This is a genomic window from Corynebacterium sp. HMSC058E07, from assembly GCF_001809885.1.
Taxonomy (GTDB): Bacteria; Actinomycetota; Actinomycetes; order Mycobacteriales; family Mycobacteriaceae; genus Corynebacterium; species Corynebacterium macclintockiae.
Genome location: NZ_KV799281.1, coordinates 333365 through 359080, shown reverse-complemented (window position 1 = coordinate 359080; position 25716 = coordinate 333365). Strand labels below are relative to the sequence as shown.

The following is a 25716-nucleotide window of genomic DNA, read 5'->3' as shown; positions in this document are numbered from 1 at the left end:
CTCCGTGTCCAAAATGTCGCTAGACATCACAGCTCTAGCTCCGGTTCCTCGGCCCGGGCCTGCTCGAACACTTCCTTCGCCGCCGACAGGTTAATCAGGCCGATAATCACGCCGACCACGATGTCCGGCCATGCGCTGACCCAGAACATCATCACCACGCCCGCGCCGAGGATCAGCAGGTTGGCCGCCGCATCATTGCGCGCCGCCAGCCAAGCACCCTGCACCAGCGCACTATCCGCCCCGCGCAGTCGCAGCAAAAGGACTGCGCAGACCAGGTTGATTACCAGCGCGCCGATGGCCGTCACGCTCAGAGTCGTCGGTTCCGGCGGATGCCCCGTCCACACCTTCCAGGCCGCCGTGCCGAAGGCGGCGAAAGCTGGAATCAGGATCAACCCCGCCAGGGCGTAGCTGGCCTTTCGCCGACTGGCCACCTACCACCCCAGCGCGGTCAGCACCAGAACGTTGATGAGAGTGTCTTCGAGGAAGTCTGCGGCGTCCGCAAATAGGGCGGCAGAACCAATGACCAGCGCAATAGTCACCTCAACGGCGAAGCCAAGGCCGTTGAGTGCGGCGACCCATGCGACCAGACGTCGCGCGCGGGAGTCGAGGGTGGAGGCGGAGAATTCGTTGTCGTGCACGCAGACTAGACTAAGGCGCGCACGCTGCCTATAGCGAATGCAGCAGCTGAGCAGCAATAGCTAGTCGAGTTTGTCGAATGACCATCCGAAGGAGGCGCCCCGCCCATGCCCGATACACCGCAGGCTAAGCAGGACCCGAGCGACCTGGTGCGCGTCCGTCTGGATGTCGCCTACGACGGCACGGATTTTCACGGCTGGGCCACGCAATCCGGTGGCCTGCGCACGGTCGCGGGAGTGCTGCAGGAAAAGCTGTCCCTGGTCACCCGTCATCCGATTGAGCTGGTCGTCGCCGGCCGCACCGACGCGGGAGTACACGCCAGCGGCCAGGTCTGCCATGCAGACATCCCGGTAGATGCGTTCGAGCAGCGCTCGCTGACCCGCCCGGAGGATCTGGTGCGTCGCCTATCGCGGATGTTGCCTGTTGACGTGCGGTTGCACGGGGCTAGTGTTGCTCCGCAGGGTTTTGACGCCCGCTTCTCCGCGCTACGCCGGCACTACATCTATCGCGTGACGACTCACCCGGCTGGGCCCGTGCCAGTGCGGGCCCGGGATACGGCAGCGTGGCGCTACCCGATTGATCTGGCGAAGACTCAGGCGGCTTCTGACGCACTGATTGGTTTGAACGACTTCGCGGCGTTCTGCAAGGCCCGCGAGGGTGCCACGACTGTCCGCGAACTGCAGGAATTCCGCTGGGTGGACGTCTCCACCGAGGCGGAACCGCAGACTTATGAGGCACATGTGACCGCCGATGCCTTCTGCTGGTCGATGGTGCGTTCCCTGGTGGGGGCGGCACTGACAGTCGGATCGGGCAAACGACCGGAGGACTTCACCCCGGGATTGTTGCAGGAGACGAAGCGCAGCTCCGCGGTGCTGGTCGCGCCCGCGGAAGGGTTGAACCTGGTGCGGGTGGATTACCCGGCCGATGAGGAGCTGGCGGAACGCGCGCGGACGACCCGCGCCAAGCGCTCGCCGGTGGGCAACGGAAGTGAGCCGTCCACCGACCTGTGATGGTGGCGGTGCTTAGGCGCTGCGATTCGTGAGCGTTCGCCGCGCGTCTGTTTGGTGGGCGCTTGCCGCGTCGGCGCAGTTTGCCGTCTCGGTGCACCCTGTCGCGCAAGTGCGGCCTGCGGTGCGACTTGTGCCGCGGGCTGTGGGGCGGGCGCAGTGATGGCAAAGAAGTTGAAGTATTCCCGGTGTTCGCCGTGGAGGAGCACCGTTCCCGTTCCGACCGGCGGCACCGCGATGAACACATCCGCGCGCAGGTTCACCGTCGCTAGCGTGGAGCGTTCCAGCGACCGGAGCCTTTCCCTCCCCAGCCGCAGCACATTTTCCGCTGCGCCAAAACCACCAGCGCTGAGGCCACCGCCACCACCGCCAGCACTTATGCCACCCGCGCTGGTCGCCGCCCCGCGCGCAGAGGAACGTGGCCCCGGCGAAGCGGGAACCTCCACGAACAGGATCGACGTCTTTGCTCCACCGGTGTTCAACCCGGGCAGACTCGCTGTATCTTCTGTCGGGTTTTCGCCCGCGCCCTCCCACGGATCAGACTGCCTCGCGCCGATGCGGTGCACCGCGAACAGCGCTTCTGGCCAGTTCATCGACCCCTCCAGGGTGCGCAGCTGCGGGGCAGTGCCGAACACTGCGAACGTCGCGCCGGGGATTGGATGTATCAGCATTGATTCGCCGGAATCTGTAAGGCCGATAAACCAACCGGGTGCAGCGGGAACCGTCAGCTGCTCAGCCAGCCCGGTGACCTTGGTTCCCACCGGCGGTGCCTCTGCGGGCAGCGCCCACACCCCGCACCCGCTGGCGGCAAAGGGCATCCGCGCCGCCGCGTGCTCCGGCACGCCTACAAGGGTCGCTTGGGAATCGCCCAACCAGCCGCGGCCGAACGGTGGGGTGGGGGTGGTTGTGGTGGACAGGTTGGCGTCCATAAGAGAAAGCCCCAGACCACCGGCCAACCGGTCGGCAGAAATCCGCCGCGACGACGGTTCGCCCCACAGCTTGTCGTGCACGCACAACAGCCGGAACCAGCGCGTGCCCTGATCCGTCGTAGCGCGGCTGCGGTCGAACGCGAACCAGCCCGCTACGATGCACGCGATAGCCAACAAAGCACACAAAACCCATGGCCATAGAGCCGCAAAATCCATTTGTCCCATCCCCAAAATTGTGAAAAATCCCCCGAATGCGAAGCTTCCCCTCGCGCCAGCAATTCAACCATGGAATACTTGGCAGCGCTAGCGGGGGCTAGACAGCACAAAAACAACAAGGGGGGAGCGCAGTAACCATGCGCACAACGGGGATACAAGTATCTGGATTTAATTTTCTGCTTCGCAGGTTAGAGCTTGCGCTGGTCATTGGGGATCCGCGGATGGCTCACGATCCGCTGCGGAGCCAACGGCGCGCGTTGATTGTCGGCGTGCTGCTGAGTCTGCTGATCGCCGGTGGTGCGGTGATGCTGGGGTTGCTGCGCCCACAGCCCAGCCTGGACGGCGCGGATCTGGTGGCCGACGAGACCGGCACGCTGCACGTCCGACTGGCCGATACCTACCATCCGGTCACGAATGTTGCCTCGGCACGGCTGATTCTGCAGCAGCCCGTCGAGGTGCAGAAAACCACCGCTGAGCAGCTATCGAAGGTGCCGCTCGGGCAGCCACTGGGGATCGGCCAGGTGCCTGGACTGGTTAGCGCGCCGGATCGCGAGTGGCTGTACTGCGACCGGACCACTGGCGCGGGCGCTACGGGTAGTGCAAGCGCGGCGGGGACTGCGGGCACGGCGCATACAGCGGGGACTGTCGTGGCCGTCGAGCGCATCAAGACCCATCGCCATGCTCTACTGGCTGCCCCTTCGGGTTATTGGCTTATCGACGCCACCACTCGCGCCCGCATAACCCCAGACGCAGCCAGGGCTTTCGGCACCGAGGCGGTTCCGGCCAGCGATGAATTAGCACAGCAGTTCCACCGACGCCCCGACATTGCCATGCCGACGGGGAAGACAAAGATGCCCGCGCCCTTCGACAAAGCGGGCAGGGTTGTGAAGGCCGGTGACCGGGCGTTTCTGGTGCATCTCGCCGGCGTGGGGGAGGTCAAGGGGGCGCGGCGCTCCTACGCGGAGGCCAGCAGTCCGGAGCCGCCGGTGGAGGTCGCTCTGTCGGAAGTGATGCGCCAGCCGAGCGTGGATGTGCTGTCTGGGATCCCCGAGTTTGACGGCGAGCAGCCCGTATCGTGGGCGCAGCCACCCGTGTTGTGCGCAGGGCCGGAAGGGCTGGCGGAGCCGGTTGGGGCGGCGGGGACGGAATACCCGAGCCCCTTCTACGGCCCGCGTGGAACGTCCGCACTGAAGACGGAGCGTGGATACGTGCTGGTCAGCGAGAATGGTGTGCGCTACTCCGTGGGTAGCGAAGCCGAGCTGCACGCCCTGGGCTTTAAGGCCGAACGAAGTGTTCAGTTCGCCCGCATTGCCTCGCTGCCGGACGGGGGTTTGTTGTCCGAGGAGAAAGCCCGGCAGACAACCGTCGCGATGATGCCCAGCGCTAGCACCAGGGACAGCACAACCGGCACAGAATAGTCGGCAGGTTCCGGCCCGTACGGCTGGGTGCTGACGGTCTGCAGGGTGTAGTCGGCGCCCGTCGAATCGCTACCACCTCTCGCCTGGGCGTCCCACAGGTCTAGCGCCCTATCCACCGCCGCGGCGGGGTTGACCACCAACATCTGTTTGCCCAGACCCGGCCCGCTCGCGCCGGGGGAGGCCGTGGAGGCCAACAGCTCCCGCACCTCGCGCGCCGTCAGCTGTGGGGCGACCTGCCAGACCAGCGCCGCCGTCGCGCTGACAACCGGGGTGGCGAAGCTGGTGCCTTCAAAGGGTGTGGGATTTCCAACGATGGTGTGTACCTGCTTGCCGATCACCACGCGCCCTTCGGCTGGCCCGCCCGGCGCGAACAGATCCACCCACTTTGTCGGCGCGTTGTAGTGCGCGGGCACGCGCCCCTGGTCGGCACGACCACCCTCGTGCGGAGATTGCGGGCTCACTCGTGGCGCGACCGCGCCCACTGCCAGCACCGGATCCAGACTGGAGGGGAATGTAGGTGCCCCCTCCGGACATTGACCCGTGTTACCGGTCGAGGCCACTACGAGCACCCCGGCTTTCTCCGTACGGTCGATCGCTCCCCGCAGGGCGGCCGTATCTTCGCAGGCCACCATGGATATATTGATGATCTTCACCCGCGCCTTCAGTGCCCGATCAATCGCGCGGACTAGCTCCTCTACTGTGCCTTCTGCCCGGTCGGGGGCCGAGTTATGCCGGAAGGAATGCACCTTCGCCTCCGGCGCGATCGTCTGCAGCACACTGGTCACCACAGACCCGTGCAGCACGCAAAAATCCCGGTCGCCCACCACGCCCGGCCCGGCAGAGCCCGTATCAATCACAGCCACGTCCACGTCCCGGCCCCGTGACAGGGCGTGAAGAGCTGGGTACGAGGGGGCGTCAATATCCGGCAACGGCAAGGTACCCGCCTGGGCGACAGTGCCTTCCTGGCAGTTCCCGTGCGGCGAGGAATCTTTGACGATCATCAGCCGATCCCCCGAATCGCGTCGAACAACCCCGTGGTGTGCAGTGCCAAGGGGATGGCCAGGCAAAACGCGATGGCCTCCACCATGTCGATCGCGCGCCCCAGCATCGGCGACTGCACCCGCAGCGCAGGCAGACCCACCAGCACCAGGCACAATGCGCCCCAAGGTTCGTGCAATGCCAGCCACAGAATCGTCGTCGCCGACAGCACCGCCAGCGCCACAGAGTGTACCGGCCGGGTGCTTCGCGCGCTCACACCGAGAACCGCCACCATCACCAACAGCACGGCGGTCCAAAGATCCAGCGATTCGCCCCACGGTGCCAGCTGGTAGACACACGCGCCCAGCACTGCCACGATGGCGACCACCAGGCTGGAGTGCACCTCCACCACCTGACCTGCGCGGGTGGTCGTGGGCTCTGTAAACACACCGGTCGCGGGCACTTTCGGTAGCTTGATTCCCGCTAGGCCAATGGCAATCTGCCCGGAGTAAGCCAACGCGAACATCGCCAGCAGCAGCGTGATCCCCGGCCAGAAATTCACCGCCGCAAACACCACCCATGTGACCGTCACGATCCGCGCCGGGCCGCTGCGCCACACCAGAAGCGCGGCCACGAAACAGGCGCACAGGACGTTAACGTGCAGCCCCAGCCCGAAGCCCAGAATCGCGGCGAGGTAGCTGAAGTTGCGGTGGTGCAGGGAGGCCGCCGCTGCGGCAAGTGCTGCCACGGCGGTTGCCACGATCGTTGCGGTGTCTGCGGAATTGTTGAGGGTAAGGACGCCCCCAGCTCCAACCAATTGATTGTCCAAAGGATGCCACGCTGGCGCTGCTTGCAGGCTAAACAGCGAAACGATGGCTGCGGCAATCCAGGCCGCGGGGCTGGTGGGGATCGGGCCGGACAGTTCCTCTACGGCCTCGGCGGGCGGGGCGGGAACTGCGGCGACCTGCAAAGTTAGTGACTCGCCGGGGCGGACCCCGGCTTCCGCCAACGTGTGTTGTGGCGCGACGTGACCGACGGCGCGGTGCAAAACCCAGTGTTCCCCCGGTTCAGCGTCTACGAGGTGCGGGATGAGCTCCGCCACCGGCACGTGGTCGGCGATCGCAGCGTTGATGGTGGTGCCTTTAGCAGGCACGGAAATACGTAGAGCAAGCACTTTATTCCCCCTGGTAAAAAGCGTGTAAAGAGTGTTGGGTGCGGCTCTTTGCCGCTGTTGGTTGGCGAGCATCCCCCCTTGGATCCTCGCCGGTGTGGCTTACACGGCACAGATAGTAGCCGAGGCACAGAGATTGCGCTTGTCCTGCGGTAGATCCGGGGAAGGCTTAGAATCTAAAACCACATCCAGGGGGTTGGATGGGGATAACACGGGATAACACCGGATAACACGGGATGTCCCTGGGGACTAGAAGGAAATTGGGGGATTTCTCCATCATGCAGACACAGGCGCCACCGACGCTGCCTAAAGACAAACAGCCTTTCATCAGGTTGCTCATGCCCGCCGTGATGTTGATCGCGGTGGTGGGAATGATCGCCGCCATGGTGCTGTCCGGGTCTGGGCGTAACCCCATCAGCTTCATCTTTCCGCTGATGATGCTGGGGAGTATGGCGATGATGTTCCAGCCAGGGGCCAACATCGATGAGACTCGGCGCTCCTTTCACCGCCATATCGACGCGCTGAAGGACAGCGTGCAGCGCAGCCACGACGAACAACTGCAGACCATGCTGGCGGCCCACCCGCACCCGCAATCGCTGTGGACGCATGTGCATACGGGAACCGACGTCACCGCCAAGCCGGGAGTGGTGCGTATCGGTACCGCAGTGCAGACCCCAGATGACCCGCTGGAGGTGCCGGTCAACGCGCCGCCAGAGGACCTAGAACCAGTCAGCGCCATGAGCCTGCGCGAGGTGGCCCTGCGCTACGCAACTATCGAAGCCCCAGTGTCGGTGGATCTAGCTAGTTTCCACTGCATCGTGCTACTCGGCGAAGGTGCGCCTGGCCTGGCCCATGCGATGCAGGCACAGCTGGCAATGCAGGATCCGGACATCATCGGAATCACCGGCCCCTTCGAGCAGTGGTTACCGCATGACGGGCCCCGCAAGGCGCACTTTTGTACTGGCGATAGCCCGGTGATCGCCGGGGCGGTGGTCACGGAACCAAGTGATGAGTGGGTGGAAAACGCTAAGGGGAATGGCCTGTTATTGCAGGTGGACGATGCCGATGGCGGGTACTTGCTGAGCGCTTGGACCGTTGACGGCTGGGTGCCTTTCGGGGTGGCCGATCAGCTCAGTGAGGTAGAGCTGGCGCAGATCTGCCGCGCCCGGTCCACCGTGAAATCCAGCACGTCACTGTTGGAACTGCCGGGTGGGGACTTGCGTGCGCCGATCGGGTTCTCCGGTGCGCCGGTGTATCTGGACATCAAAGAATCAGCCCTAGGAGGCATTGGCCCGCACGGCCTTTGTGTGGGCGCCACAGGCAGCGGCAAATCGGAATTGTTGAAGAGCGTGGTGATCAGCTTCGCCCACCAGCACAGCCCGGAGGAGCTGAACTTCGTGCTCGTGGACTTCAAGGGCGGCGCCAGCTTCCTGGGAATGGATCGTTTGCCCCACACGTCCGCGCTGATCACCAACCTGGCTGAGGAGGCGGGGCTGGTCGACCGAATGCAGGATAGTCTGCTGGGGGAGATGCATCGGCGTCAAGAAAGACTACGCGCCGCAGGCCTGACCACGGCGGCCGAATACAACCGCGCCTACCCCGGACAGATGCCCGCGCTTTTTATCGTGGTCGACGAGTTCTCCGAGTTGCTGCACGCCCGACCCGAGTTCGCCGAGGTATTTGCCGCGATCGGTCGGCTGGGGCGAAGCCTGCGGATGCACCTGCTGCTGGCCACGCAACGGCTGGAGGAGGGGCGACTGCGCGGCCTGGAATCGCACCTAAGCTACCGTATTGCGCTGCGCACGTTTTCCGCCTCCGAATCCCGCGCACTGATCGGCACTACCGAGGCCTACGAACTGCCCACCACACCCGGCGCAGCGATCCTTTCCGCGGGCGACAAGGTGCGCTTCCACTCGGCCTATGTCTCTGGGCCAGAATTGCCACGCGACCAGCGTCTAGTGCGCGAGCTAGGAGCCACAGTGGAAGCAGAAACTACTACCATGCAGATGGTCATCGACCGGCTGGAGGGGCCGAACAAGAACCCGGTGTGGCTGCCACCTCTGCCAGAAGACCTGCCTGCTAGCGACATCATGGAATCCCGCGCGCCGGGCGTGGCCCGCATCGGTTTGGAGGATCTGCCGTTCGAGGGGCTGCAGGTGCCGTTGGATATTGACCTGCGGCGCAAGCACTGGGCGATCGTCGGCCAGCCACGGACAGGTAAGACAACGGCGGTGCGCAGTCTGGTGCTGGGGTGGGTCTTAAGTTCCCCGGGGTGGCCGGTGTACATTTTCGACCCGGGCGGCGGCCTGCGGGATCTGGCACGCTTGCCGCAGATCGCGGCGGTTGTGGGGCCGGACGGCCTGGCTCGGCTGTTCGACGAGATGGAACAGACGGAGGGGCAGCGCCTGCTGATTATCGATGGCCTGGATCAGGTGGGCGCGGTCAACGGGGGCACAGGCGAAGAGGAACAACGACTCATTCGCCTGGCCACTACCGGCCTGGAGCGCGGTTTGCACGTGGTGGTCACAGCCCTGCGGTGGAACTTCCGCCCTTCGCTGCGGGACGTGCTGACTGGGCAGCTGGAACTGCGGATGACCCCGCTGGATGCCCACTTCCGCGATGCCCAGAAGTCCCTGCCTGACGTGCCGGGCAGGGGCGTGTCGGCCCGCGGTAAGCATGTACAGTTTGCTAACTCCAACGCACAGGACATCGAGCACGTGCGCATGGAAAGCGTGAAACGCGGCGAGCCCGAGCTATCCATGCGGGTGCTGCCGGAGCGCATCGGGTGGGAAGAGTTGGCCGATCCGCAGGCCTTCGCCATCGGCGGGCCACGCCTGGATCCGGTGCGCTGGGAGCACGCCACGTTCCCGCACCTGGTGGCGATTGGCCAGGCCGGCAGCGGTGTGACCACGGCGTTGCGTGCGGTGATGCAATCCGTCGCCGAAAGCCAGAGCCACAGTGGTGAGCCCCCGGAGTTTTTGGTCACGGATACGCGCCGGGGCCTTCTGGGAGTGGCGGGTTACCGCGTCCCGGAGGACTTCCGTGCTGACCTGGCGGGTTGGGTCGATACGCTGCGGGCACGCATTCCGGGCAGCGACGTGGCACCCCAGCAGTTGCGTGAGAAAAGCTGGTGGTCCGGGCCGGAACTCTTCGTCATTGTCGACGATGCGGATGCTGATCCGGGGCTCGACCAGCTGGTTCCTTTGCTGCCCTACGCTGCGGATATCGGCTTACATGTGGTGCTGGGTCGCCGGTCGGGGCAGTTTGCCCGCGCTGCGTATCAACCGCTGATGCAGGCCTTGCGCGACCAGAGCGCCTGGTTGCTGTTTTCTGCGCCGCGTGAGGATGGGCCGATTGCCGGGGTTCGTTTAGTACGACGCCCACAGGGGCGCGCCGCCTACGTTCACAAGGAAACCTGGGACGTGCATGTGGCGGAGATTGCTGATGAAGGCTGACGTGGACGAGTGCCTGTCCGCGAGAAAATTAATTGGGGGAAGAGTATGAGGATGGATCAGAGGCTGGGTGATTCCCGGGGGCTGTTGGCGGAATCGCTGTCCTTGCAAGAATCGGGTGTGTTGGTCAGTGGGATGACCGTCACGGACCTTTCCACAGGGTTCGTGGTGGCCGGAGATGCGCAGACACAGCATCCCGAGTACCTGCTGTACAGCACGACATCGGGCTCCGCAGGGATGCCGGATGTCGAGTTTCAGCGGTCGGGTTTGAGCCTGGGGCGGCTGTCGGAACTCTTTGAACTGGTAAGCGAAGTGCTGGAGCAGCGCAAAGACTATCCGGACGTGGTGGCGGTGAATCCGCCGGAGCCACGCGTGTATTTCCCCTGGGGAATAGGGCTCCGGGCAGTCGACGTACTGGTGACGGGATCCTTCGCCGTGGAGGTGGTGCGCTACCTGCGAATCATGGGTATCCGGGCGCGCTTGGTGGATAACGAAACGGTGCTGCGTGTGGCCAGTGAGTTGGCGGTAGCGGAGCAGCAATTGGAACACCTGGGTCTAGCACGGACTTCGGAAGCGGTGTTACCGGCGGAGCCAGCGGAAGAATCCGATGCGGAGGCGGATGCCCGAACACTCGAGGAGCGGGATGTGCGAGGGGAACGAGAGGAACGAGGGGAACGAGATGAATGGGATGAGGAGGATAAGGGGAGCCGGAGGCTAGCGATCGCCTTGGCAGCTTTGGCGCTGTTCATCGTCGGCGGCGTGATTGCGACGTTTACTGTCTTTGACTCACAGTCGACTGAAGGAACAACGCAGGAGCCTGATCTAGCCGCAGCCCCCGATGAGGCTGTGCAGAGTGGGGAAGTGCAGAACTCCGATGTACAGAGCCCTGATGTGCAGAGCCCCGATGTACAAGGCGGGGAGGCGACGACGAGGGAACCGTTCCCCGAGCCTCGCAAGAACGGTGCCACCGTGGCAGAGCACAGCGCGCGACGTGCGGATATCCCAATCAGTGTAAACGTAGATGGCTGGCACCTTGGGGGTGCGACGAGGTCGCGGGAAGAGTACGTCGGTGACGATGACGGAATGCGCGTGCTGGTGGCGGCGAAGCAAACCCCGCTGAAGACTCAAAACGAGCTGGACGCAGCTCTTTTGAACGCGCTGAATGACGTGGGGCGGGTAGAGGCGAATGGAGTGACCGTCGTATCGACCCAGCCGGTTAGCTACGAGGAGACCTATGCGAACTCGACCACGTTGTGGCACGTGCGGCTCGTCGACGGACACCAGATTTCGGTGGGCTGCCAGTACCGGCAGTGGAATAAGCAAAGGGAAAAGGTGTGCCAGGAGTTCGTGAACACCGCCCGGCCGGAAAAGGTGGAGGGCGGCCCGCCTGAAGTGTAGCGATCGCAACCGTTGGCGCCGATCACAAAGAAATTCACCAGAAGCAGTGAACCTTTAAGTGGGCCGGTGAGTATAACTCTTTTGATGGCGCCATCAACAGGGGATACCCGGCGACATAGAAGACATGGAAGGCACGCATCAGTGCTTGCATGTAACAGTTTTGCATTCAGATTCTTTGAGGGGGAGTTAGAGCATGAGCTTTAAAACAGATGTCAGCACGATGAACCAGGCGGCGTCGAACGTCGACCGTGTGAAGAACGAGGTGCAGGGGGAGCTGTCTCGACTACGTGGGGTAGTGGAAGAGGTTTCTGGTAGCTGGAAGGGCCAGGCACAGGCTTCGTTCCACTCGCTTATGCAGCGGTGGGATGACAATGCGCGAAAGCTGAATGAAGCGCTGCAGAGCATTGCGGACAACATTCGCGCTAACGCCGGTGACTTCGATAGCACCGACGCAGACAATGCTTCGACGTTCAACGTCTAGGAACAAGAGAAGGCTAAGAAGAGAAGAAGGGAATAGAAGATGATTCAGTACAACTTTGCACAGATCAGTAATGCCGCGGACGATATTAACCGTGGCAATTCCACGATCAATGGTCTGCTCGGCGATCTGAAGCGAGACCTGCAGCCCATGGTGAATGAATGGGAAGGCGCTGCTTCCGACAGCTACCAGGCTGCGCAGAAGAAGTGGGACGATTCTGCGCAGGAGATCAACGATGTGCTGGGGCAGATCTCCCGCACGGTTCGCCAGGCGAATGATCGTATGAACGAAATCAACACCAACGCTGCAAACAGCTGGGCCTAAACACTTGTAAGAGCTTCGGTTCGCTGTTCTTCTTCGTCAGAGCTTTCAGCCCTCCTTGAGCAGTTTCGGGGAGGGCTGAACGCTTTCTTTTCTGACGCGGTCACGCGTGGGTAGCGACAGTGAAGCCGGGTTGATCGGAAACGTAATGGAATCTTAACCCTGGGGATTGAGCTGGCGGTTCGTTGATGAAATCTGCTTCAGCAGGCCGTTTGTGCCGATGTTGGTTGAAAAGTCAATAAACCCATACGTAGCGTCGTCGATGTACGGGAAACAGAAAGACAATCAGCGATCACCACGCTGAAGTCACACCACTGTTTAACTCCCAAATGTTGGTACTCACCAAGCAAAACCTAACCCGTATTGCGTACCGACTTGGCGAAAGGATTTATTAGCTAATGAGCAACGACATCAAGGATCTTTTTAAGGCAACCGCTTACGACAACGCTGGCGACAAGCTGGGCAGCGTGAAGGAAATCTTCGTTGATGACCAGTCCGGCCAGCCGACTTTCGTTGAGGTCAACCACGGCCTGTTCGGCATGAACTCCAGCCTGGTTCCAATGCGCGGCCACAAGTTCGACGGCGAGAACCTGAACCTGGCCTTCGCAAAGGATCGTGTGAAGGACGCGCCGGACTTCGACGCTGACCAGGCGCTGACCCCGGAGCAGCAGAACGAGATCTACCGCCACTACGGGCTGGACAATGTCGAAGACACCACCCGCTACGGCGACACCGCTGGTCAGCAGGGCACCGGCGAAGAGCGCAGCACCCTGGAGCGCCACGAGGCTGCCGGTGGTAGCGCCGCAGATGGTGTTGGCGCTGCTGGCGCTGGTGTTGCGGGTGCTGGCGCTGGTGTTGCGGGAGCTAACTCCGGCGCTACCGAGCGCGACGCTGCACAGACCGGCGATGCTGCTAACACCGCCGCTAGCCGCGAGGCTGCCGTAAACAACGAGGGCGAGATCATCCGCTCCGAAGAGCGTTTGAACGTTCAGAAGGATAAGGTGCAGACCGGCGAGGCACGCCTGCGTAAGTACGTTGTCACCGACACTGAGACCGTCGAGGTTCCGGTCACCCGCGAAGAGGTTCGCATCGAGCGCACCCCGATTTCCGCAGACGAGGCTGCTAATTACAAGGGCTCCATTGACGAGGGCGGCCAGGAAGCATCCGTGACTCTGAGCGAAGAGCGTGTCTCTGTCAACAAGGAAACCGTGCCGGTGGAGAAGGTATCCCTGAACAAGGAGCAGATCACCGAGACCGAGCGCCACACTGAGGAGCTCCGTAAGGAGCAGATCGACACCGACGTAGACGGCGGCGTCAACTCCTAAAAAACCTCAACTCCCGACAACCGCACGATCCCCGGCTCCGCACCTTCCCATCGAGGAAGGGGAGACGGGGATTTTTGGTGTTCGAGTCGGACTGTAGTAAATTCCCAAGGGTTGTGTGCATGCCGCTCGAAAGGTTTCGAGTTCATGCATTTCTGCGGGTCACAACCGGCCGCCGCAGAAGCGCTCAAGTATTCAGCTTTAGGTGTTCATCTGGCTGGCAGTTCCAAGATCAAGACTTTTAGGAGTCCACTGTGACTACTTTCCACCCGAAGAGCGGTGACATTACCCGTAAGTGGTACGTCATCGACGCCACCGATGTGGTGCTGGGGCGTCTTGCTGTTACCGCAGCTGACCTGCTGCGCGGCAAGAAGAAGCCTTACTACGCACCCAACGTTGACTGCGGCGACAACGTCATCATCATCAACGCCGACAAGGTTCACGTTTCCTCCAACAAGCGCGAGCGCGAGATGCGCTACCGTCACTCCGGCTACCCGGGTGGTCTGAAGACCATGTCCCTGGGTCGTTCCCTGGAGCTGCACCCGGAGCGCGTTATCGAGGAGGCAGTGAAGGGCATGATGCCGCACAACAAGCTGTCCCGCGCGTCCATCAAGAAGCTCCGCGTCTTCGCTGGCCCGGAGCACACTTTCGAGGCCCAGAAGCCTGAGACCTACGAGATCAAGCAGGTGGCACAGTAATGACCGAGTACAACGAGAACGTAACCGACGAGCAGAACGTTGCCGTCGAGGACAACTACGAGGGCGAGTACACCGCTGCCGACGCAGTGAACGAAGAGTTCGTTGCCACCATCGGTGACTCCGTCGCTTCCGAGGACGACGCTGAGCAGGTTGCTGCTGAGCCGGTTCTGTACGAAGGCCCCATCCAGACTGTTGGTCGTCGTAAGGAAGCTGTCGTCCGCGTCCGCATGGTTCCGGGCTCCGGCGAGTTCGTTTGCAACGGCCGCACCCTGGAGGACTACTTCCCGAACAAGCTGCACCAGCAGCTGATCAAGGCTCCGCTGGTTCTGCTGGACCGCGAGAACCAGTTCGACATCCACGCAAACCTGAACGGTGGCGGCCCTTCCGGTCAGGCTGGTGCTTTCCGCCTGGCTATCGCCCGTGCACTGAACAAGTACAACCCGGCAGAGCGCACTGAGCTGAAGCGCGCTGGCTTCCTGACCCGCGACGCTCGTGCAGTGGAGCGCAAGAAGGCCGGTCTGCACAAGGCACGTCGTGCCCCGCAGTACTCCAAGCGTTAAATCGCCTCCTTTCTTTTTTGGTGGCGACGCCCCCTCATCCCAGCCGTACAACATGTCGGCTGGGGCGAGGGGGTTTCCCTTTTGTCGCGCTTTCTATCCTTTTCTTCAGGCCACTTTTTCTAAGCCCGGGAGTGGCAGGCATAGTGTCAGGGGGTTGACCGGGTAACATTTCGCCCCATGGGTAAATTGTTCGGAACTGATGGTGTGCGCGGCCTGGCGAACAAGAAGCTGACTGCGCCGTTGGCGATGAAGCTGGGTGCCGCCGCCGCGCGCGTGTTGGTATCCAAGGAGGAAGTGGGTGGGCGCCGCCCCACCGCCGTGGTCGGCCGCGATCCGCGCGTATCGGGGGAGATGCTGATGGCTGCGCTGTCGGCAGGCATGGCCTCGCAGGGCGTGGATGTGCTGGACGTCGGCGTGATTCCGACCCCGGCCGTAGCCTTCCTCACCGATGATTTCGGTGCCGACATGGGCGTGATGATCTCCGCCTCCCACAACCCAATGCCAGATAACGGCATTAAGTTCTTTGCGGCTGGTGGGCGCAAGCTGCAGGATGATGTGGAAGACGCCATCGAGGCCACGATGCTGGAGCTGCCCGAATCCGGACCAACTGGTGCCGCAATCGGACGCATCCTTGACGAGTCCCACGATGCGCTGGAACGCTACCTGGCACACGTGGGCACGGCCATTAATCACCCACTGGATGGCATCCGCGTGGTGGTGGACTGTGCCAATGGAGCGGCATCGACCGCCGCACCGGAAGCGTATCGCCAGGCCGGAGCAGACGTCGTGGCTATTCACAGCCGCCCGAATAGCTTCAACATCAACGATGGTGTGGGCTCTACCCACATTGACGTGCTGCAGAAGGCCGTCCTGGAGCACCAGGCGGACCTGGGGCTGGCACACGATGGCGATGCGGACCGTTGCCTGGCCGTCGATTCCGAGGGCAACGTGGTGGATGGCGACCAGATCATGGCCATCATTGCGCTGGCGATGAAGGAAAACGGAGAGCTTAAGCAGAACACCCTCGTGGCCACTGTGATGTCCAACCTAGGGCTGAAGCTGGCCATGCGGGCAAACGGAATCAAGGTCCTGGAAACCCAGGTCGGCGACCGCTACGTGCTGGCCGAGCTGTTGGCCTCTGATCTTTCGCTGGGCGGCGAGCAGTCGGGGCACGTCATTATCTCTGAGCACGCAACCACCGGCGACGGCACCCTGACCGGACTGACCTTGATGGCGCGCATGGCGCAGACGGGTAAGCCCTTGTCCGAGCTGGCGAAGATCATGACGGTGCTGCCGCAGACGCTGATCAACGTGCCGGTGGCGGATAAATCCGTCATCGCCGACGACGAGCGGGTGGTGGAGGCCATCGCGAAGGCAGAAGAGGATCTGGGCGATGCAGGCCGTGTGCTGCTGCGCCCCTCTGGCACTGAAGAGCTGTTTCGTGTGATGGTGGAAGCTGCTGATCCTGGGACGGCGCGTCGTATCGCCGGCAAGCTAGCGGCTGTTGTGGCGGAGGTTTAAGCCTGCCCACGATGTTGGGAATCTTCCGTGAACCTTTTGTGCTTCCGCACGGTCTAACTGTGCGGAAGGATCAAAGGGGGAATAAAAGGTCGTGGAAGAGTTACAAGTGGATCCGCTGGTCGCTGCCGACAGGGCAGCGAAGGTGCGGGGCGAACAGGAAAGCTGGGTATCCCATCTGGGCGGGAACCGCCCTCAAGTTTCTGCCGCTATTTTTGGCGCGGGGTTGCAAGAAAAGGCTCAAGAATTTCTTTCCCTTGTAGATCAGGGGCATTCGGTGCGCATCAGCCATGCCGAGCGCATGGTCAAAGCGGGGGAAGATCTTGTTGGGTTAGCTGGCCGCGTGGGGGACGCGGATCAGGATAACTCCACACGCTTAGGTGATGGGAGCGTGTGGGCATGACGGCTTCGTTGGATATGCGTCTGAACGCTGCGCTTGATGTGATGGCCCGCTTCGGTGCACCGGTGGAGGAGGCGAAAGCTGCGGCGTCATTTACCAATGGCATGAATCCCGAAGCGATCAGAGCGTCGCTAGGGCCGGCGAGCAACAGCAAGCGACAAGCGCCGGGAGGCGAAGCGGAGAAAGACGCGAAAGATAGCTTCCGTGGCTTGGGGGACGGTCGGCCGGGGAAGGCGACTGAGAAGGCGGGGAAGGAGCAGCGGGATCACGAGCGATGCGTCCAGGATCGTTGCGTGGCGGTGCGAAATACTGCCGATGTGATGGGGGAATCCTCGGAGACCGCGGTGAGCTCTATCGAGGGGATCGCCGAAAAGCTAGAGCTTTTTGCGTTTCTGGGGGTCGGCCTGGTTGGCGGTGGAAAGCCACTGTTGGAAGTGTTGGCGAAGCTTGCGGGAAAGTTGTCGAAGAACATCCTGCACAGTCGTAACAACTGTCTGAATAAAACCATGGACACGTTGATTAAGGATGCAAAGCCCGCCGCCGAACCCGGCAATTCCAAGAAGCCTGTCTGCGAGGATCCGCGCCCTGCGGAAACGAAGTGTCCCGAGCAAGCTAAGGAACCTCCGCGGTGCGAGCAGCCAGTACAGCCCGCAGAGAAGCCCGCGGATACCCCGGCGGAAAAGCCTGCAGAGCCACCTGCGGTAAAGGCTCCGGCGCCAGTGCAAGCGGAAGAGCCTCAGACGGTCACTCGTCCGGCGATGGCCCAGACACCTGTGCCAGCGCCAGCGCCGAGTCCCGCGCCTGCACCAGAGCAAGTCCCGGTTCCGTCGCCTCCACCCGCATCGATGCCGGAGCAGACGCGCGTGGAGGTGCCACCTGCGCAGCCGGTGCCACCCGCGCAGCCGGCGCCACCTCCACTAGCAGGCTGCCTACAGATCAACATGCAGGGGGCAATGAGGCTATGGGGCGACTTTGTCCATTGCGTGACGGAGCTTCTTACCCCGCCAGTTGAGGAATGTCCGGTGCCGCAGTCGGATCCTGCACCGCAACCAGATCCAACGCCGCAACCGGACCCGAAACCGGAGCCAGAACCCAAGCCGGAACCGGAACCAGCTCCCGAGCCGAAGCCCGCGCCGGAACCAGACCCGAAACCTGAACAAGTCGTGCAGAAGGACGAATGCGAGGAAGCCCAGCATAAGCCTGCACACGCACACGTCTGCGAGGAAAAGCCCGCCCCTGAGCCGAAGCCTGAACAGGCAGAGGCTAAGCCAGAGCCAGCCCCAGCGCCGCAACCGGCACCTAAGCCGGAGCCAGCTCCAGCGCCGCAACCGGATCCACAGCCGGAGCCTCCGCGCTGCGAGCCCCCAGTCCCAGAGCAGAAGACGGAACCCAAACCAGCCCCAGAGCCCACTGCGCCTGCCGCGCCATCACAGCAGTGGAAGCCTGATATCTGGGTTGCGGCAGCGGGCTCTGCCTCGATTGAAATGGAAGGCGCCTCTGTGGAACTGGCAGGAGCTGCGGCGGTGGGCGTCGGAATAGAAAGGAGCGGTGAGTGGTGAACCGACAGGAGGAACTAGCGACGCGCTACCAGCGCATCGTCGATGAATATATGGCAGAAGTAGAAGAATCGGTGCGAGAGTTCGAAGAAACCCTGAAGGAATGCACCCGGCAGCTTGAGGAAGCGAAGGAGGCGCGGCGGGGAGCGAAGGCAGACCAGGTTGGGGAACCCCGCCAGGTGGGCAAGCACGGCGCTCAAGGAATGCGCGGAAGGATCTTCGACTAGCCACATCCGGAGCCCCGGGTAGATCAACCCATCAACCCGGGGGAGACCAACCTAGAAGATTTCGCTCAGGCGCTCTTCCAGATCCACGTTCTCGGGCAGGTTCTTGTACAGCTCGTGCTGGGTGGCAGTGCGGGTCTTCTTCAGCTCCGCATGGCTATCGCGGAAGGACTTGTATTTGCCCTTATCCTCCGCCAGAACAAAGCCCGTCAGCAGGCCACGGACCAGCTCCTGCTGGCTGAACTGCGGCAGGCCAGAGCCCAAGGCAAAGTTGCGGCCGTAGTTTTCGCTAAAGCTGGTGGAAGAAGCGCTCAGCAGTTCGCGGTAGACCACGTCACCGCCCCAGTTGGCGGCCATGCGCTTCGCATTGCCCCTTGGGGTTTCGCCCAAACGGCCAGCCTCCAGGACCAGGCCAGGGGCCTTTACGTACTTTGCGGCTTCCGTTGCATCCGGGGAAGTATCCGCAGGGTACACAGCCATAACGCCGGCAATGGTGGGTTCGGTTTCGTAGCCCTTCAGCTCGCTGCGGTGACTACGCCCCGTCGCAGCCAGCACGGCAGCCGAGGCACCCATGCCATGACCAGCGAGGTACAGATTGTTTGGCTGCACCGTGACGTTGCCGTTGCCGAGGCGCACACCGGCCAGGATCTGCAGTGCGGTCTCCAGGTCGGCGGCGAAGCCACGGTGGTTGGCCGCCAGGCCGGTCTCCGTATCCGGCGCGGCTACGGCGAAGCCCCAACTAGCCAGGTGGCGCAAAGTTGCGTGGTAGCTGTGTACCCCAACACGCCAGTCGTGACCGAAGGCGATGCCCGGAATCCCCTTGCCCTCGGCGGGGGTGTACACACGCCCCGGAATTCCGGCGAAGTTCAGGTCACCGACCATCACGCGGTGTGGGCCGCGCTTGCCCAAGCGAGTAATTAGGTTATTAATCTTATCTGCCACAGCCCCACAGCTTACCGAAATCAAGTGGCCATTGTGTATCGTCAGAGGCATGTGTGCAATTGTTGGCTACGTAGGTAACTCCGAGGCTCTCCAAATCGGGTTGGACGCGCTGGAGCGAATGGAATATCGCGGATACGATTCCGCAGGCATCGCAGTTGTCGAGCAGGACTCCCTGCACATCGAAAAGAAGGAAGGCAAACTGCAAAACCTCATCGACCGTATCGATGAGGTAGGTCGCGATAACTTCCACGGCACCGCCTGCATCGGCCATACCCGCTGGGCAACTCACGGTCGACCGAATGACGTCAACGCGCACCCGCACCGTTCCTTCGACGGCAAAGCCGCCATCGTCCACAACGGCATCATCGAAAACTTCTCAACCCTGCGTGCAGAAATCGAAGCCGCTGGCATCGAATTGGAATCCGAGACCGACTCCGAAGTCGCCGCACACCTGCTGGCACTCGCCTACAACGAAGGCGAGACCGCAGGCGACTTCCAAGCCTCCGCGCTGAAGGTTCTTTCCCGACTCGATGGTGCTTTCACCGTGCTGTTCGTTCACGACGATCACCCGGGCACTATCGTTGCCGGTCGTCGTTCCACCCCGCTGATCGTCGGCGTGGGCGAGGGCGAGATGTTCCTGGGTTCCGACGTTGCAGCCTTTATCGACCGTACGAAGAACGCCGTAGAGCTGGGGCAGGATAACGCGGTGGTTATCACCCCCGACTCCTACGATATTTACGACTTCGACGGCAACCCGGTAGAAGGCAAGCCCTTCACCATCGACTGGGACCTGGATGCTGCACAGAAGGACGGCTTTGATTCCTTCATGATGAAGGAAATCCACGAGCAGCCCGCCGCCGTCCGCGACACCCTGGCCGGTCACTTCGACGGCCGCCGAATCGTGCTGGACGAGCAGCGCTTGTCCGATGAGGATCTGCGTGGCGTAGAAAAAGTCTTCGTTGTCGCCTGTGGCTCGGCCTACCACTCTGGCCTGCTGGCTAAGTACGCCATCGAGCACTGGGTTCGCCTTCCCGTAGAGATCGAGGTCGCCAGCGAGTTCCGCTACCGCGACCCGGTTCTGGACCAACGCACTCTCGTTGTGGCTGTCTCCCAGTCCGGCGAGACCGCCGACACGCTGGAGGCGGTGCGTCACGCGAAGATGCAGGGCGCCCGCGTGCTGGCTGTCTGCAACACCAACGGTTCGCAGATCCCACGCGAATCCGATGCCGTGCTGTACACCCACGCCGGCCCGGAGATCGGTGTGGCTTCCACGAAGGCTTTCCTGGCGCAGGTTGCGGCGAACTACCTGGTCGGCTTGGCTTTGGCTCAGGCGCGCGGCACGAAGTACGCCGACGAAATCGCGGAGATTTACTACGCGCTGGAGGCTATCCCCGAGAAGATCGAGAAGACCCTCGAGCTGCGCGACCAGATCCTGGAGCTGTCGAAGGAACTCGGCCCGGTGAAGACCATGCTGTTCCTGGGCCGCCACGTCGGCTTCCCTGTCGCCCTCGAGGGCGCGCTGAAGCTGAAGGAGCTGGCCTACATCCACGCCGAGGGCTTCGCCGCCGGTGAGCTCAAGCACGGCCCGATCGCCCTGATCGAGGACGATTTGCCCGTCGTCGTGGTCGTTCCCAGCCCGAATGGCCGTCCGGTGCTGCACTCCAAGATCGTTTCTAACATTCAGGAGATCCGCGCCCGCGGTGCGAAGACCATCGTTATCGCCGAGGAAGGCGACGAGGCCGTGCGCCCCTTCGCCAACTGGCTGCTGGAGATCCCGGGTACCACGTCGCTGATGCAGCCGCTGCTGTCCACGGTGCCGCTGCAGTTCCTGGCTGCCGACATCGCCCGCGAGTGCGGCAACCAGGACATCGACAAGCCACGCAACCTGGCAAAGTCTGTCACCGTCGAGTAGCTGCGGGTTCTTTTTTAGTGACGCCCCCTGCCGTGCCCTTTTCCTAGGATTCCAGGAGGGGTGGCTAAGGTTATGAACATGTCGGATCGTCACCTTGCGGAATTAGTCGTTGACCTGGATGCCATTGCGCACAATGTGCGCGTGTTCCAGGAGGCTGCGGCGCCAGCCGGGGTGATGGCAGTAGTGAAGGCCGATGCCTACAACCACGGGGTAGATGTGGTTGCTCCCGCCATGTTGGACGCGGGCGTGGAACAGCTCGGCGTGGCCACGCTAGGGGAGGCATTGCACCTGCGCGGGAGCCTCAATGACTTGGGGGAGCGCTATCATTCCACCCCGATCACCGCGTGGATGTGGATGCCGGGCGATGAGTTGGCGGACGTCTTTGCTGCAGGAATTACCGTTGGCGTGCCCTCGCTGGCACACGCGAAATCTCTGGTGGAGCAGGCTGAGCGGGCGCTACGGGAAACGCAGGTCAGTGCTCCCGTGCGCGCCTCCCTCATGGTGGATACCGGCCTTTCCCGCTCCGGGGTAAGCCCTGCCGAGTGGCAGCAGACCGTGGAGCTGCTGGCGGCCCACACAGATTGCGTAGATATCACCGGCGTGATGAGCCACATGGCCAGCGCTGACGAGCCCCAGTCGGAAGCAAACGATCTGCAGGCCACTCGCTTCGCGCAGGCCATCGAGTTCTGCCGCAACCACGGTCTGCCGGTGCCCTGCAATCACATTGCAAACACACCGGCAACGCTCAACCGCCCTGATTTGGCTTATGAGTTGGTACGACCGGGCGTCGGACTATACGGCATCGACCCGGCAGGCGCGGGCGTAGAGCTACGACCGGCGATGACGCTCCGTGCTCGCGTGATAACGACTCGCGTGGTGCCGAAAGGGGAGGGCGTGAGCTACAGCCACACGTGGCGGGCGCAACGCGATACCCGCACTGCCGTGGTGGCGCTAGGCTACGCCGATGGGCTGCCCCGCAGCGTCTCCGGCAAGATGCAGGTGACGATCAACGGGAAGGTCTATCCGCAGATCGGACGGGTCTGCATGGATCAGATCGTCGTGGAGCTGGGGCCGGCAGACGACACAGAGGCGGAGACCAGCGCCGTGCAGCCAGGCGACTGGGCGGTGATCTTCGGCGAAGTCGGAACAAGCATCGACGAGTTCGCGGAGCTGGCCGGAACGATCAGCTACGAGGTGCTGACGATGCCACGCGGCCCACGGATCGCACGGGTGTTCCGCGGAGGAAAACCCGACTTCTCCGGCGATGGTTCCCGCACCGTGGCGACCGCCGATGACATGCGGCACCTGGGCGAACAGCTGGGGGCGCAGCTAGAGGCGGGGACCGTCGTGGTGCTGTCCGGTCCGCTGGGCGCGGGCAAGACGACTCTGACCCAGGGGCTGGCGGCCGGTTTGGGAGTGAAAGGGCGCGTGCAATCGCCGACGTTCACCATCGTGCGGACGCACCGCGCCGGGCAGCGCGGGATCGGGCTGTTGCACATGGATGCCTACCGCCTGCTGGGCGCGGATGTGGACGAGGGGATCGAACCGGGGCGCCACATCGACCGCAACGAGGTGCTCGATGCACTGGAGAGCCTGGACATCGACGCGGATATCGACGACGTGGTCGTGGTCGCGGAGTGGGGGCGCGGCGTGGTGGAGCCTTTGAGCGACAAGGTGCTGGATGTGCAGATCGACCGGGGTAGCGTGAGTGGCGCCGCGGATGCTGCCAGCGAAATCCGCACCGTGACCTGGCATTGGGGCTAGCGTTCCGGCGCGGCGTATTCTGGCAATTTCTTAGGAAAATCTATGGAACCTCTCGGCAAGACTTGCTTTTTGTCCCTGTGCTGTGTAAAAATAGTTGACGAATCACCGTGAGGGGTGTTTCACAAGACGCTGGCACTGAAGGGCCTGATCAACCCGCCAGGCGTACACAGTCCCTGAGAGGTTTACTGCGAGAGCCTCTCGGGGACTTCTTGTTTTTTCCGGGCCGCTGTCTGGACGCTCCACCCGTGCGCTTGGTGCCCACCCCGCACCCCGGCCTAGAATATCCCCATGATTAACGTGCTGGCCGTCGATACCTCCACCAATTACGTCACCTGCGGTGTTGTTCAGGTCTCTGCGAACGGCCAGGTGCGCGTGCTCACCGAGCGCCTCGTGGATAACGTCCGCGGCCACATGGAGCTCCTCGCGCCCAACATCCAGGCCTGCCTTGCTGAGGCGAAGTTGTCCCCCCGTGATCTGCACACCGTCGTAGTGGGCACGGGCCCGGGGCCATTCACGGGGCTGCGGGTAGGTATGGCTACCGCTGCTGCTTTTGGTGACGCCCTTTCGATCCCCGTCCACGGCATTCCCAGCGCGGCCGCCACGGCCTGGGAGCACGCAACCTCCCAGGTCGGATCGAAGGCCTTCGGCGACTACCTGATTGTCTCCGATGCCCGGCGTCGGGAGTTCTACCACTCGCGCATTAGCTTCTTCCCCGGGTTGGCAGGGCGGCTGCGCTCTGAGGTGCAGGTTCCGGCGTCGGTTCACTCTCCCGACGTGGTGCGGGATATCCAGCAGGAACTCGACCGCTGGCCTTTGCGGGTGCTAAGCGCTTCCGCGGTCGCGGATCAGGCGCAGGAGCTTTTCGGGCCCCTGGAGAATTGCGAGGTGGAGAGCCTGGATGCCCATCCCACGCCTCGGGGGCTAGTGCTTGCGGCGCTGGAATCCCTCGGTTCCGTTCCGGGACTGTTGGCCGACGCGCCCGCACTCCGCGCGCTCTACCTGCGCCGCCCGGATGCGCAGGAGCCGAAAGCAAAGGCGATTTCTAAGGCGCTGGACTTCTCCCGCGTGCAGGAGTTGGGCGTCCAGGAGGAAAAAGCGGGTCAGAACAGTGCCTTCGCAGTCGACCCTGACATCGCCGGTGTAGACAGGGAGGCCAATGGCCAAGCTGCCCGGGTCCGCCTGCTTGCGCCCACCGACGCACCCGTCTGCGCGGACATCGAGCAAGTCCTCTTCCCCGAGGATTCCCCCTGGTCCGCGGAGGCCTTCGCCAGTGAGATCGCCGCGCCGCATACCCACTGCCTCGGCCTGGAAGTCACCGATTCCACGAACGAACCTCAGCTGGTCGGCTATGCCATTCTCGCCGTCGGCGGCCCCGCCCAGGATCCGGAAGGGGAGATCCACACCATCGGCCTCCTCCCCGAATTCCAGGGCAGTGGTCTATCCAAGCTTCTGATGGATCCGCTCATCGCCGTCGCCGATCGCCTGGGCGCCCCGGTATTCCTCGAGGTGCGCACCGACAATCAGCCCGCCGTCGGCCTATACGAACGCTACGGCTTCACCATCGAGGGCACGCGCAAGGCCTACTACCAGCCCTCTGGTGCCGATGCCTTCACCATGGTGCGCCCTGGTCCTATTGATGACGCCACCCCAGCTTCAGAAGCTGACGCCTCAGAGGGCGGTGACCAGGGGCGGCCGCGCTACATCATGGGCATCGAGAGCTCCTGCGATGAGACCGGCGTGGGGATCGTCGCTAGCACTGCCACTGATGATGGCGACACAGCGCAGCTAGAGATCATTGCCAACCAGGTGGCTTCTTCGATGGAGCAGCACGCCCGCTTCGGTGGAGTAGTCCCGGAGATCGCCTCCCGCGCGCACCTCGAAGCAATGCAGCCGACCATGCGGGCCGCCTTGGCGGAGGCACGCGAGCGCGTCCCCGGTTTCCGCATCCCGGACGTGGTGGCCGCGACGGTGGGCCCGGGTCTGGCCGGAGCGTTGCTGGTCGGCGCGGCGGCCGCGAAGGCTTACGCCTTGGCATGGGAGGTGCCGTTCTACGGAGTGAACCACCTGGGCGGGCATGTGGCTGTCGGAACACTCACAGAGGATGCGGAAGAGGGGGCTGGTGCCGGCATCAGCACTGACAGAGACCTCAGCAACGCCATTGCCCTGCTAGTTAGTGGCGGGCACACGCAGATTCTGCATGTCACTGGCGCGGGCGCGCCGATGGAGGAACTCGGCAGCACGCTGGACGATGCCGCCGGCGAGGCCTACGACAAGGTCGCCCGACTGCTGGGACTGGGGTACCCCGGCGGGCCGGTCATCGACCGTCTGGCCTCCCAGGGTAACCCGCAGGCCATTGCGTTTCCCCGCGGAATGATGCGACAACAGGATTCACGCTACGACTTCTCGTTCTCCGGCCTTAAGACCGCCGTCGCCCGATACGTGGAAACTGCGGATCGGGAGGGTGCAACCATTCCCATCGAAGACGTGTGCGCTTCCTTCCAGGAGGCAGTGGTGGACGTCCTTGTCACCAAAGCCCTGCGCGCCTGCGAGGATAAGAATGCCCGCGTGATGCTGCTCGGCGGAGGTGTTTCCGCGAATAAACGCCTGCGTGAGGTGGCGGCCGAAAGGTGCGGAGAAGTGGGCGTCGAACTAAAGATTCCGCAAGCAAAGCTGTGCACCGACAATGGCGTGATGATTGCGGCACTGGCCGCGCGACTCGTTGCGGCGGGGGAGGAGCCGAGTGGTTTATCGACGCCTACTGACCCTTCGCTGGACGTGGAAGAGCCTGTCCTGCGCAATCCCTAATTTGCTGGCAA

At 63.0% G+C, this 25716-nt stretch carries 21 protein-coding genes and 1 pseudogene; 16 read left to right on the top strand and 6 right to left on the bottom strand.

The features are described from left to right. Positions 1-26 precede the first annotated feature (26 nt). Positions 27-431 carry a cation efflux transmembrane domain-containing protein gene (locus HMPREF2678_RS09715; protein WP_246817938.1) on the bottom strand — a complete coding sequence of 135 codons (405 nt, stop codon included), beginning with the start codon at positions 429-431 and terminating at the stop codon, positions 27-29. Continuing rightward, the gene (locus tag HMPREF2678_RS10575; RefSeq protein ID WP_246817937.1) at positions 432-638 is read right to left on the bottom strand and encodes a hypothetical protein; all 207 of its coding nucleotides are present in this window, start codon (positions 636-638) and stop codon (positions 432-434) included. It lies immediately after the preceding gene. A 105-nt stretch (positions 639-743) separates the two neighbouring features. On the opposite strand from HMPREF2678_RS10575, the gene truA reads away from it, so the two are divergent. Continuing rightward, the gene (truA, locus tag HMPREF2678_RS09710; protein ID WP_070552196.1) at positions 744-1646 is read left to right on the top strand and encodes a tRNA pseudouridine(38-40) synthase TruA; all 903 of its coding nucleotides are present in this window, start codon (positions 744-746) and stop codon (positions 1644-1646) included. On the opposite strand, the gene HMPREF2678_RS09705 is transcribed toward truA, so the two are convergent. Further along, positions 1550-2797, bottom strand: coding sequence for a hypothetical protein (locus HMPREF2678_RS09705; RefSeq protein WP_070552194.1), 1248 nt, complete (start codon positions 2795-2797; stop codon positions 1550-1552). The two genes, truA and HMPREF2678_RS09705, sit on opposite strands and share 97 nt — an antisense overlap. A gap of 128 nt (positions 2798-2925) precedes the next feature. Between HMPREF2678_RS09705 and eccB the strand changes: the two genes are divergently transcribed. Continuing rightward, the gene (eccB, locus tag HMPREF2678_RS10110) at positions 2926-4206 is read left to right on the top strand and encodes a type VII secretion protein EccB (protein ID WP_083303462.1); all 1281 of its coding nucleotides are present in this window, start codon (positions 2926-2928) and stop codon (positions 4204-4206) included. 185 nt (positions 4207-4391) lie between these two features. Here the strand turns inward: eccB and HMPREF2678_RS10570 are convergent. Next, positions 4392-5207, bottom strand: a pseudogene (locus HMPREF2678_RS10570) (S8 family serine peptidase); the annotation flags it as partial. After that, complete coding sequence (locus tag HMPREF2678_RS09690; RefSeq protein ID WP_070552188.1) at positions 5207-6358, bottom strand: EsaB/YukD family protein; 1152 nt, start codon at positions 6356-6358, stop codon at positions 5207-5209. The gene HMPREF2678_RS09690 and the pseudogene HMPREF2678_RS10570, both read right to left, overlap by 1 nt. Positions 6359-6633: 275 nt before the next feature. On the opposite strand from HMPREF2678_RS09690, the gene HMPREF2678_RS09685 reads away from it, so the two are divergent. From HMPREF2678_RS09685 to HMPREF2678_RS09635, 11 genes are all read left to right on the top strand, one after another. Continuing rightward, a complete protein-coding gene (locus HMPREF2678_RS09685; RefSeq protein WP_070552235.1) occupies positions 6634-9810 on the top strand; it encodes an FtsK/SpoIIIE domain-containing protein in 3177 nt (1058 codons plus the stop codon). Positions 9811-9861: 51 nt separating this feature from the next. Next, positions 9862-11205 carry a type VII secretion-associated protein gene (locus HMPREF2678_RS09680; RefSeq protein ID WP_237743898.1) on the top strand — a complete coding sequence of 448 codons (1344 nt, stop codon included), beginning with the start codon at positions 9862-9864 and terminating at the stop codon, positions 11203-11205. 193 nt (positions 11206-11398) lie between these two features. Next, positions 11399-11686, top strand: a complete 288-nt coding sequence (locus HMPREF2678_RS09675) for a WXG100 family type VII secretion target (RefSeq protein WP_034971117.1) — start codon at positions 11399-11401, stop codon at positions 11684-11686. Positions 11687-11725: 39 nt separating this feature from the next. Further along, positions 11726-12007, top strand: a complete 282-nt coding sequence (locus tag HMPREF2678_RS09670) for a WXG100 family type VII secretion target (protein ID WP_034971118.1) — start codon at positions 11726-11728, stop codon at positions 12005-12007. A gap of 395 nt (positions 12008-12402) precedes the next feature. Beyond that, a complete protein-coding gene (locus HMPREF2678_RS09665; protein WP_034980293.1) occupies positions 12403-13329 on the top strand; it encodes a PRC and DUF2382 domain-containing protein in 927 nt (308 codons plus the stop codon). A gap of 251 nt (positions 13330-13580) precedes the next feature. Next, the gene (rplM, locus tag HMPREF2678_RS09660; protein ID WP_034971121.1) at positions 13581-14024 is read left to right on the top strand and encodes a 50S ribosomal protein L13; all 444 of its coding nucleotides are present in this window, start codon (positions 13581-13583) and stop codon (positions 14022-14024) included. After that, a complete protein-coding gene (gene rpsI, locus HMPREF2678_RS09655) occupies positions 14024-14584 on the top strand; it encodes a 30S ribosomal protein S9 (protein ID WP_034971122.1) in 561 nt (186 codons plus the stop codon). The genes rplM and rpsI overlap by 1 nt, the downstream gene beginning before the upstream one ends. A gap of 177 nt (positions 14585-14761) precedes the next feature. Further along, complete coding sequence (gene glmM, locus HMPREF2678_RS09650) at positions 14762-16105, top strand: phosphoglucosamine mutase (protein ID WP_070552186.1); 1344 nt, start codon at positions 14762-14764, stop codon at positions 16103-16105. Positions 16106-16211: 106 nt separating this feature from the next. Next, positions 16212-16505 carry a hypothetical protein gene (locus tag HMPREF2678_RS09645; RefSeq protein ID WP_237744312.1) on the top strand — a complete coding sequence of 98 codons (294 nt, stop codon included), beginning with the start codon at positions 16212-16214 and terminating at the stop codon, positions 16503-16505. Beyond that, on the top strand, positions 16502-18061 hold the full coding sequence (locus HMPREF2678_RS09640) for a PspC-like choline-binding domain-containing protein (RefSeq protein ID WP_070552184.1): 1560 nt from the start codon (positions 16502-16504) through the stop codon (positions 18059-18061). Before HMPREF2678_RS09645 ends, HMPREF2678_RS09640 begins: the two co-directional genes overlap by 4 nt. Further along, on the top strand, positions 18055-18285 hold the full coding sequence (locus HMPREF2678_RS09635; protein ID WP_034971125.1) for a hypothetical protein: 231 nt from the start codon (positions 18055-18057) through the stop codon (positions 18283-18285). The genes HMPREF2678_RS09640 and HMPREF2678_RS09635 overlap by 7 nt, the downstream gene beginning before the upstream one ends. A 51-nt stretch (positions 18286-18336) precedes the next feature. Here HMPREF2678_RS09635 and HMPREF2678_RS09630 read toward each other — a convergent pair whose 3' ends face one another. Continuing rightward, on the bottom strand, positions 18337-19212 hold the full coding sequence (locus HMPREF2678_RS09630) for a dienelactone hydrolase family protein (protein WP_034971309.1): 876 nt from the start codon (positions 19210-19212) through the stop codon (positions 18337-18339). Between the two features lie 61 nt (positions 19213-19273). On the opposite strand from HMPREF2678_RS09630, the gene glmS reads away from it, so the two are divergent. The 3 genes from glmS to tsaD all read left to right on the top strand — a co-directional run bounded on the left by glmS (position 19274) and on the right by tsaD (position 25705). Beyond that, positions 19274-21136, top strand: coding sequence for a glutamine--fructose-6-phosphate transaminase (isomerizing) (gene glmS / locus HMPREF2678_RS09625; protein ID WP_034971126.1), 1863 nt, complete (start codon positions 19274-19276; stop codon positions 21134-21136). Positions 21137-21214: 78 nt separating this feature from the next. Further along, a complete protein-coding gene (gene alr / locus HMPREF2678_RS09620) occupies positions 21215-22900 on the top strand; it encodes an alanine racemase (RefSeq protein WP_246817936.1) in 1686 nt (561 codons plus the stop codon). Between the two features lie 288 nt (positions 22901-23188). Next, complete coding sequence (gene tsaD / locus HMPREF2678_RS09615) at positions 23189-25705, top strand: tRNA (adenosine(37)-N6)-threonylcarbamoyltransferase complex transferase subunit TsaD (protein WP_070552181.1); 2517 nt, start codon at positions 23189-23191, stop codon at positions 25703-25705. The last annotated feature ends 11 nt before the right edge of the window (positions 25706-25716 follow it).

Coding starts and splice junctions, on each gene's coding strand:
- tsaD (WP_070552181.1), top strand. CDS start 23,189: ATGATTAACGTGCTGGCCGTCGATACCTCCACCAATTACGTCACCTGC.
- HMPREF2678_RS09685 (WP_070552235.1), top strand. CDS start 6,634: ATGCAGACACAGGCGCCACCGACGCTGCCTAAAGACAAACAGCCTTTC.
- glmM (WP_070552186.1), top strand. CDS start 14,762: ATGGGTAAATTGTTCGGAACTGATGGTGTGCGCGGCCTGGCGAACAAG.
- eccB (WP_083303462.1), top strand. CDS start 2,926: ATGCGCACAACGGGGATACAAGTATCTGGATTTAATTTTCTGCTTCGC.
- HMPREF2678_RS09675 (WP_034971117.1), top strand. CDS start 11,399: ATGAGCTTTAAAACAGATGTCAGCACGATGAACCAGGCGGCGTCGAAC.
- HMPREF2678_RS09665 (WP_034980293.1), top strand. CDS start 12,403: ATGAGCAACGACATCAAGGATCTTTTTAAGGCAACCGCTTACGACAAC.
- truA (WP_070552196.1), top strand. CDS start 744: ATGCCCGATACACCGCAGGCTAAGCAGGACCCGAGCGACCTGGTGCGC.
- alr (WP_246817936.1), top strand. CDS start 21,215: ATGTCGGATCGTCACCTTGCGGAATTAGTCGTTGACCTGGATGCCATT.
- glmS (WP_034971126.1), top strand. CDS start 19,274: ATGTGTGCAATTGTTGGCTACGTAGGTAACTCCGAGGCTCTCCAAATC.
- HMPREF2678_RS09640 (WP_070552184.1), top strand. CDS start 16,502: ATGACGGCTTCGTTGGATATGCGTCTGAACGCTGCGCTTGATGTGATG.
- HMPREF2678_RS09670 (WP_034971118.1), top strand. CDS start 11,726: ATGATTCAGTACAACTTTGCACAGATCAGTAATGCCGCGGACGATATT.
- rpsI (WP_034971122.1), top strand. CDS start 14,024: ATGACCGAGTACAACGAGAACGTAACCGACGAGCAGAACGTTGCCGTC.
- HMPREF2678_RS09705 (WP_070552194.1), bottom strand. CDS start 2,797: ATGGGACAAATGGATTTTGCGGCTCTATGGCCATGGGTTTTGTGTGCT.
- HMPREF2678_RS09680 (WP_237743898.1), top strand. CDS start 9,862: ATGGATCAGAGGCTGGGTGATTCCCGGGGGCTGTTGGCGGAATCGCTG.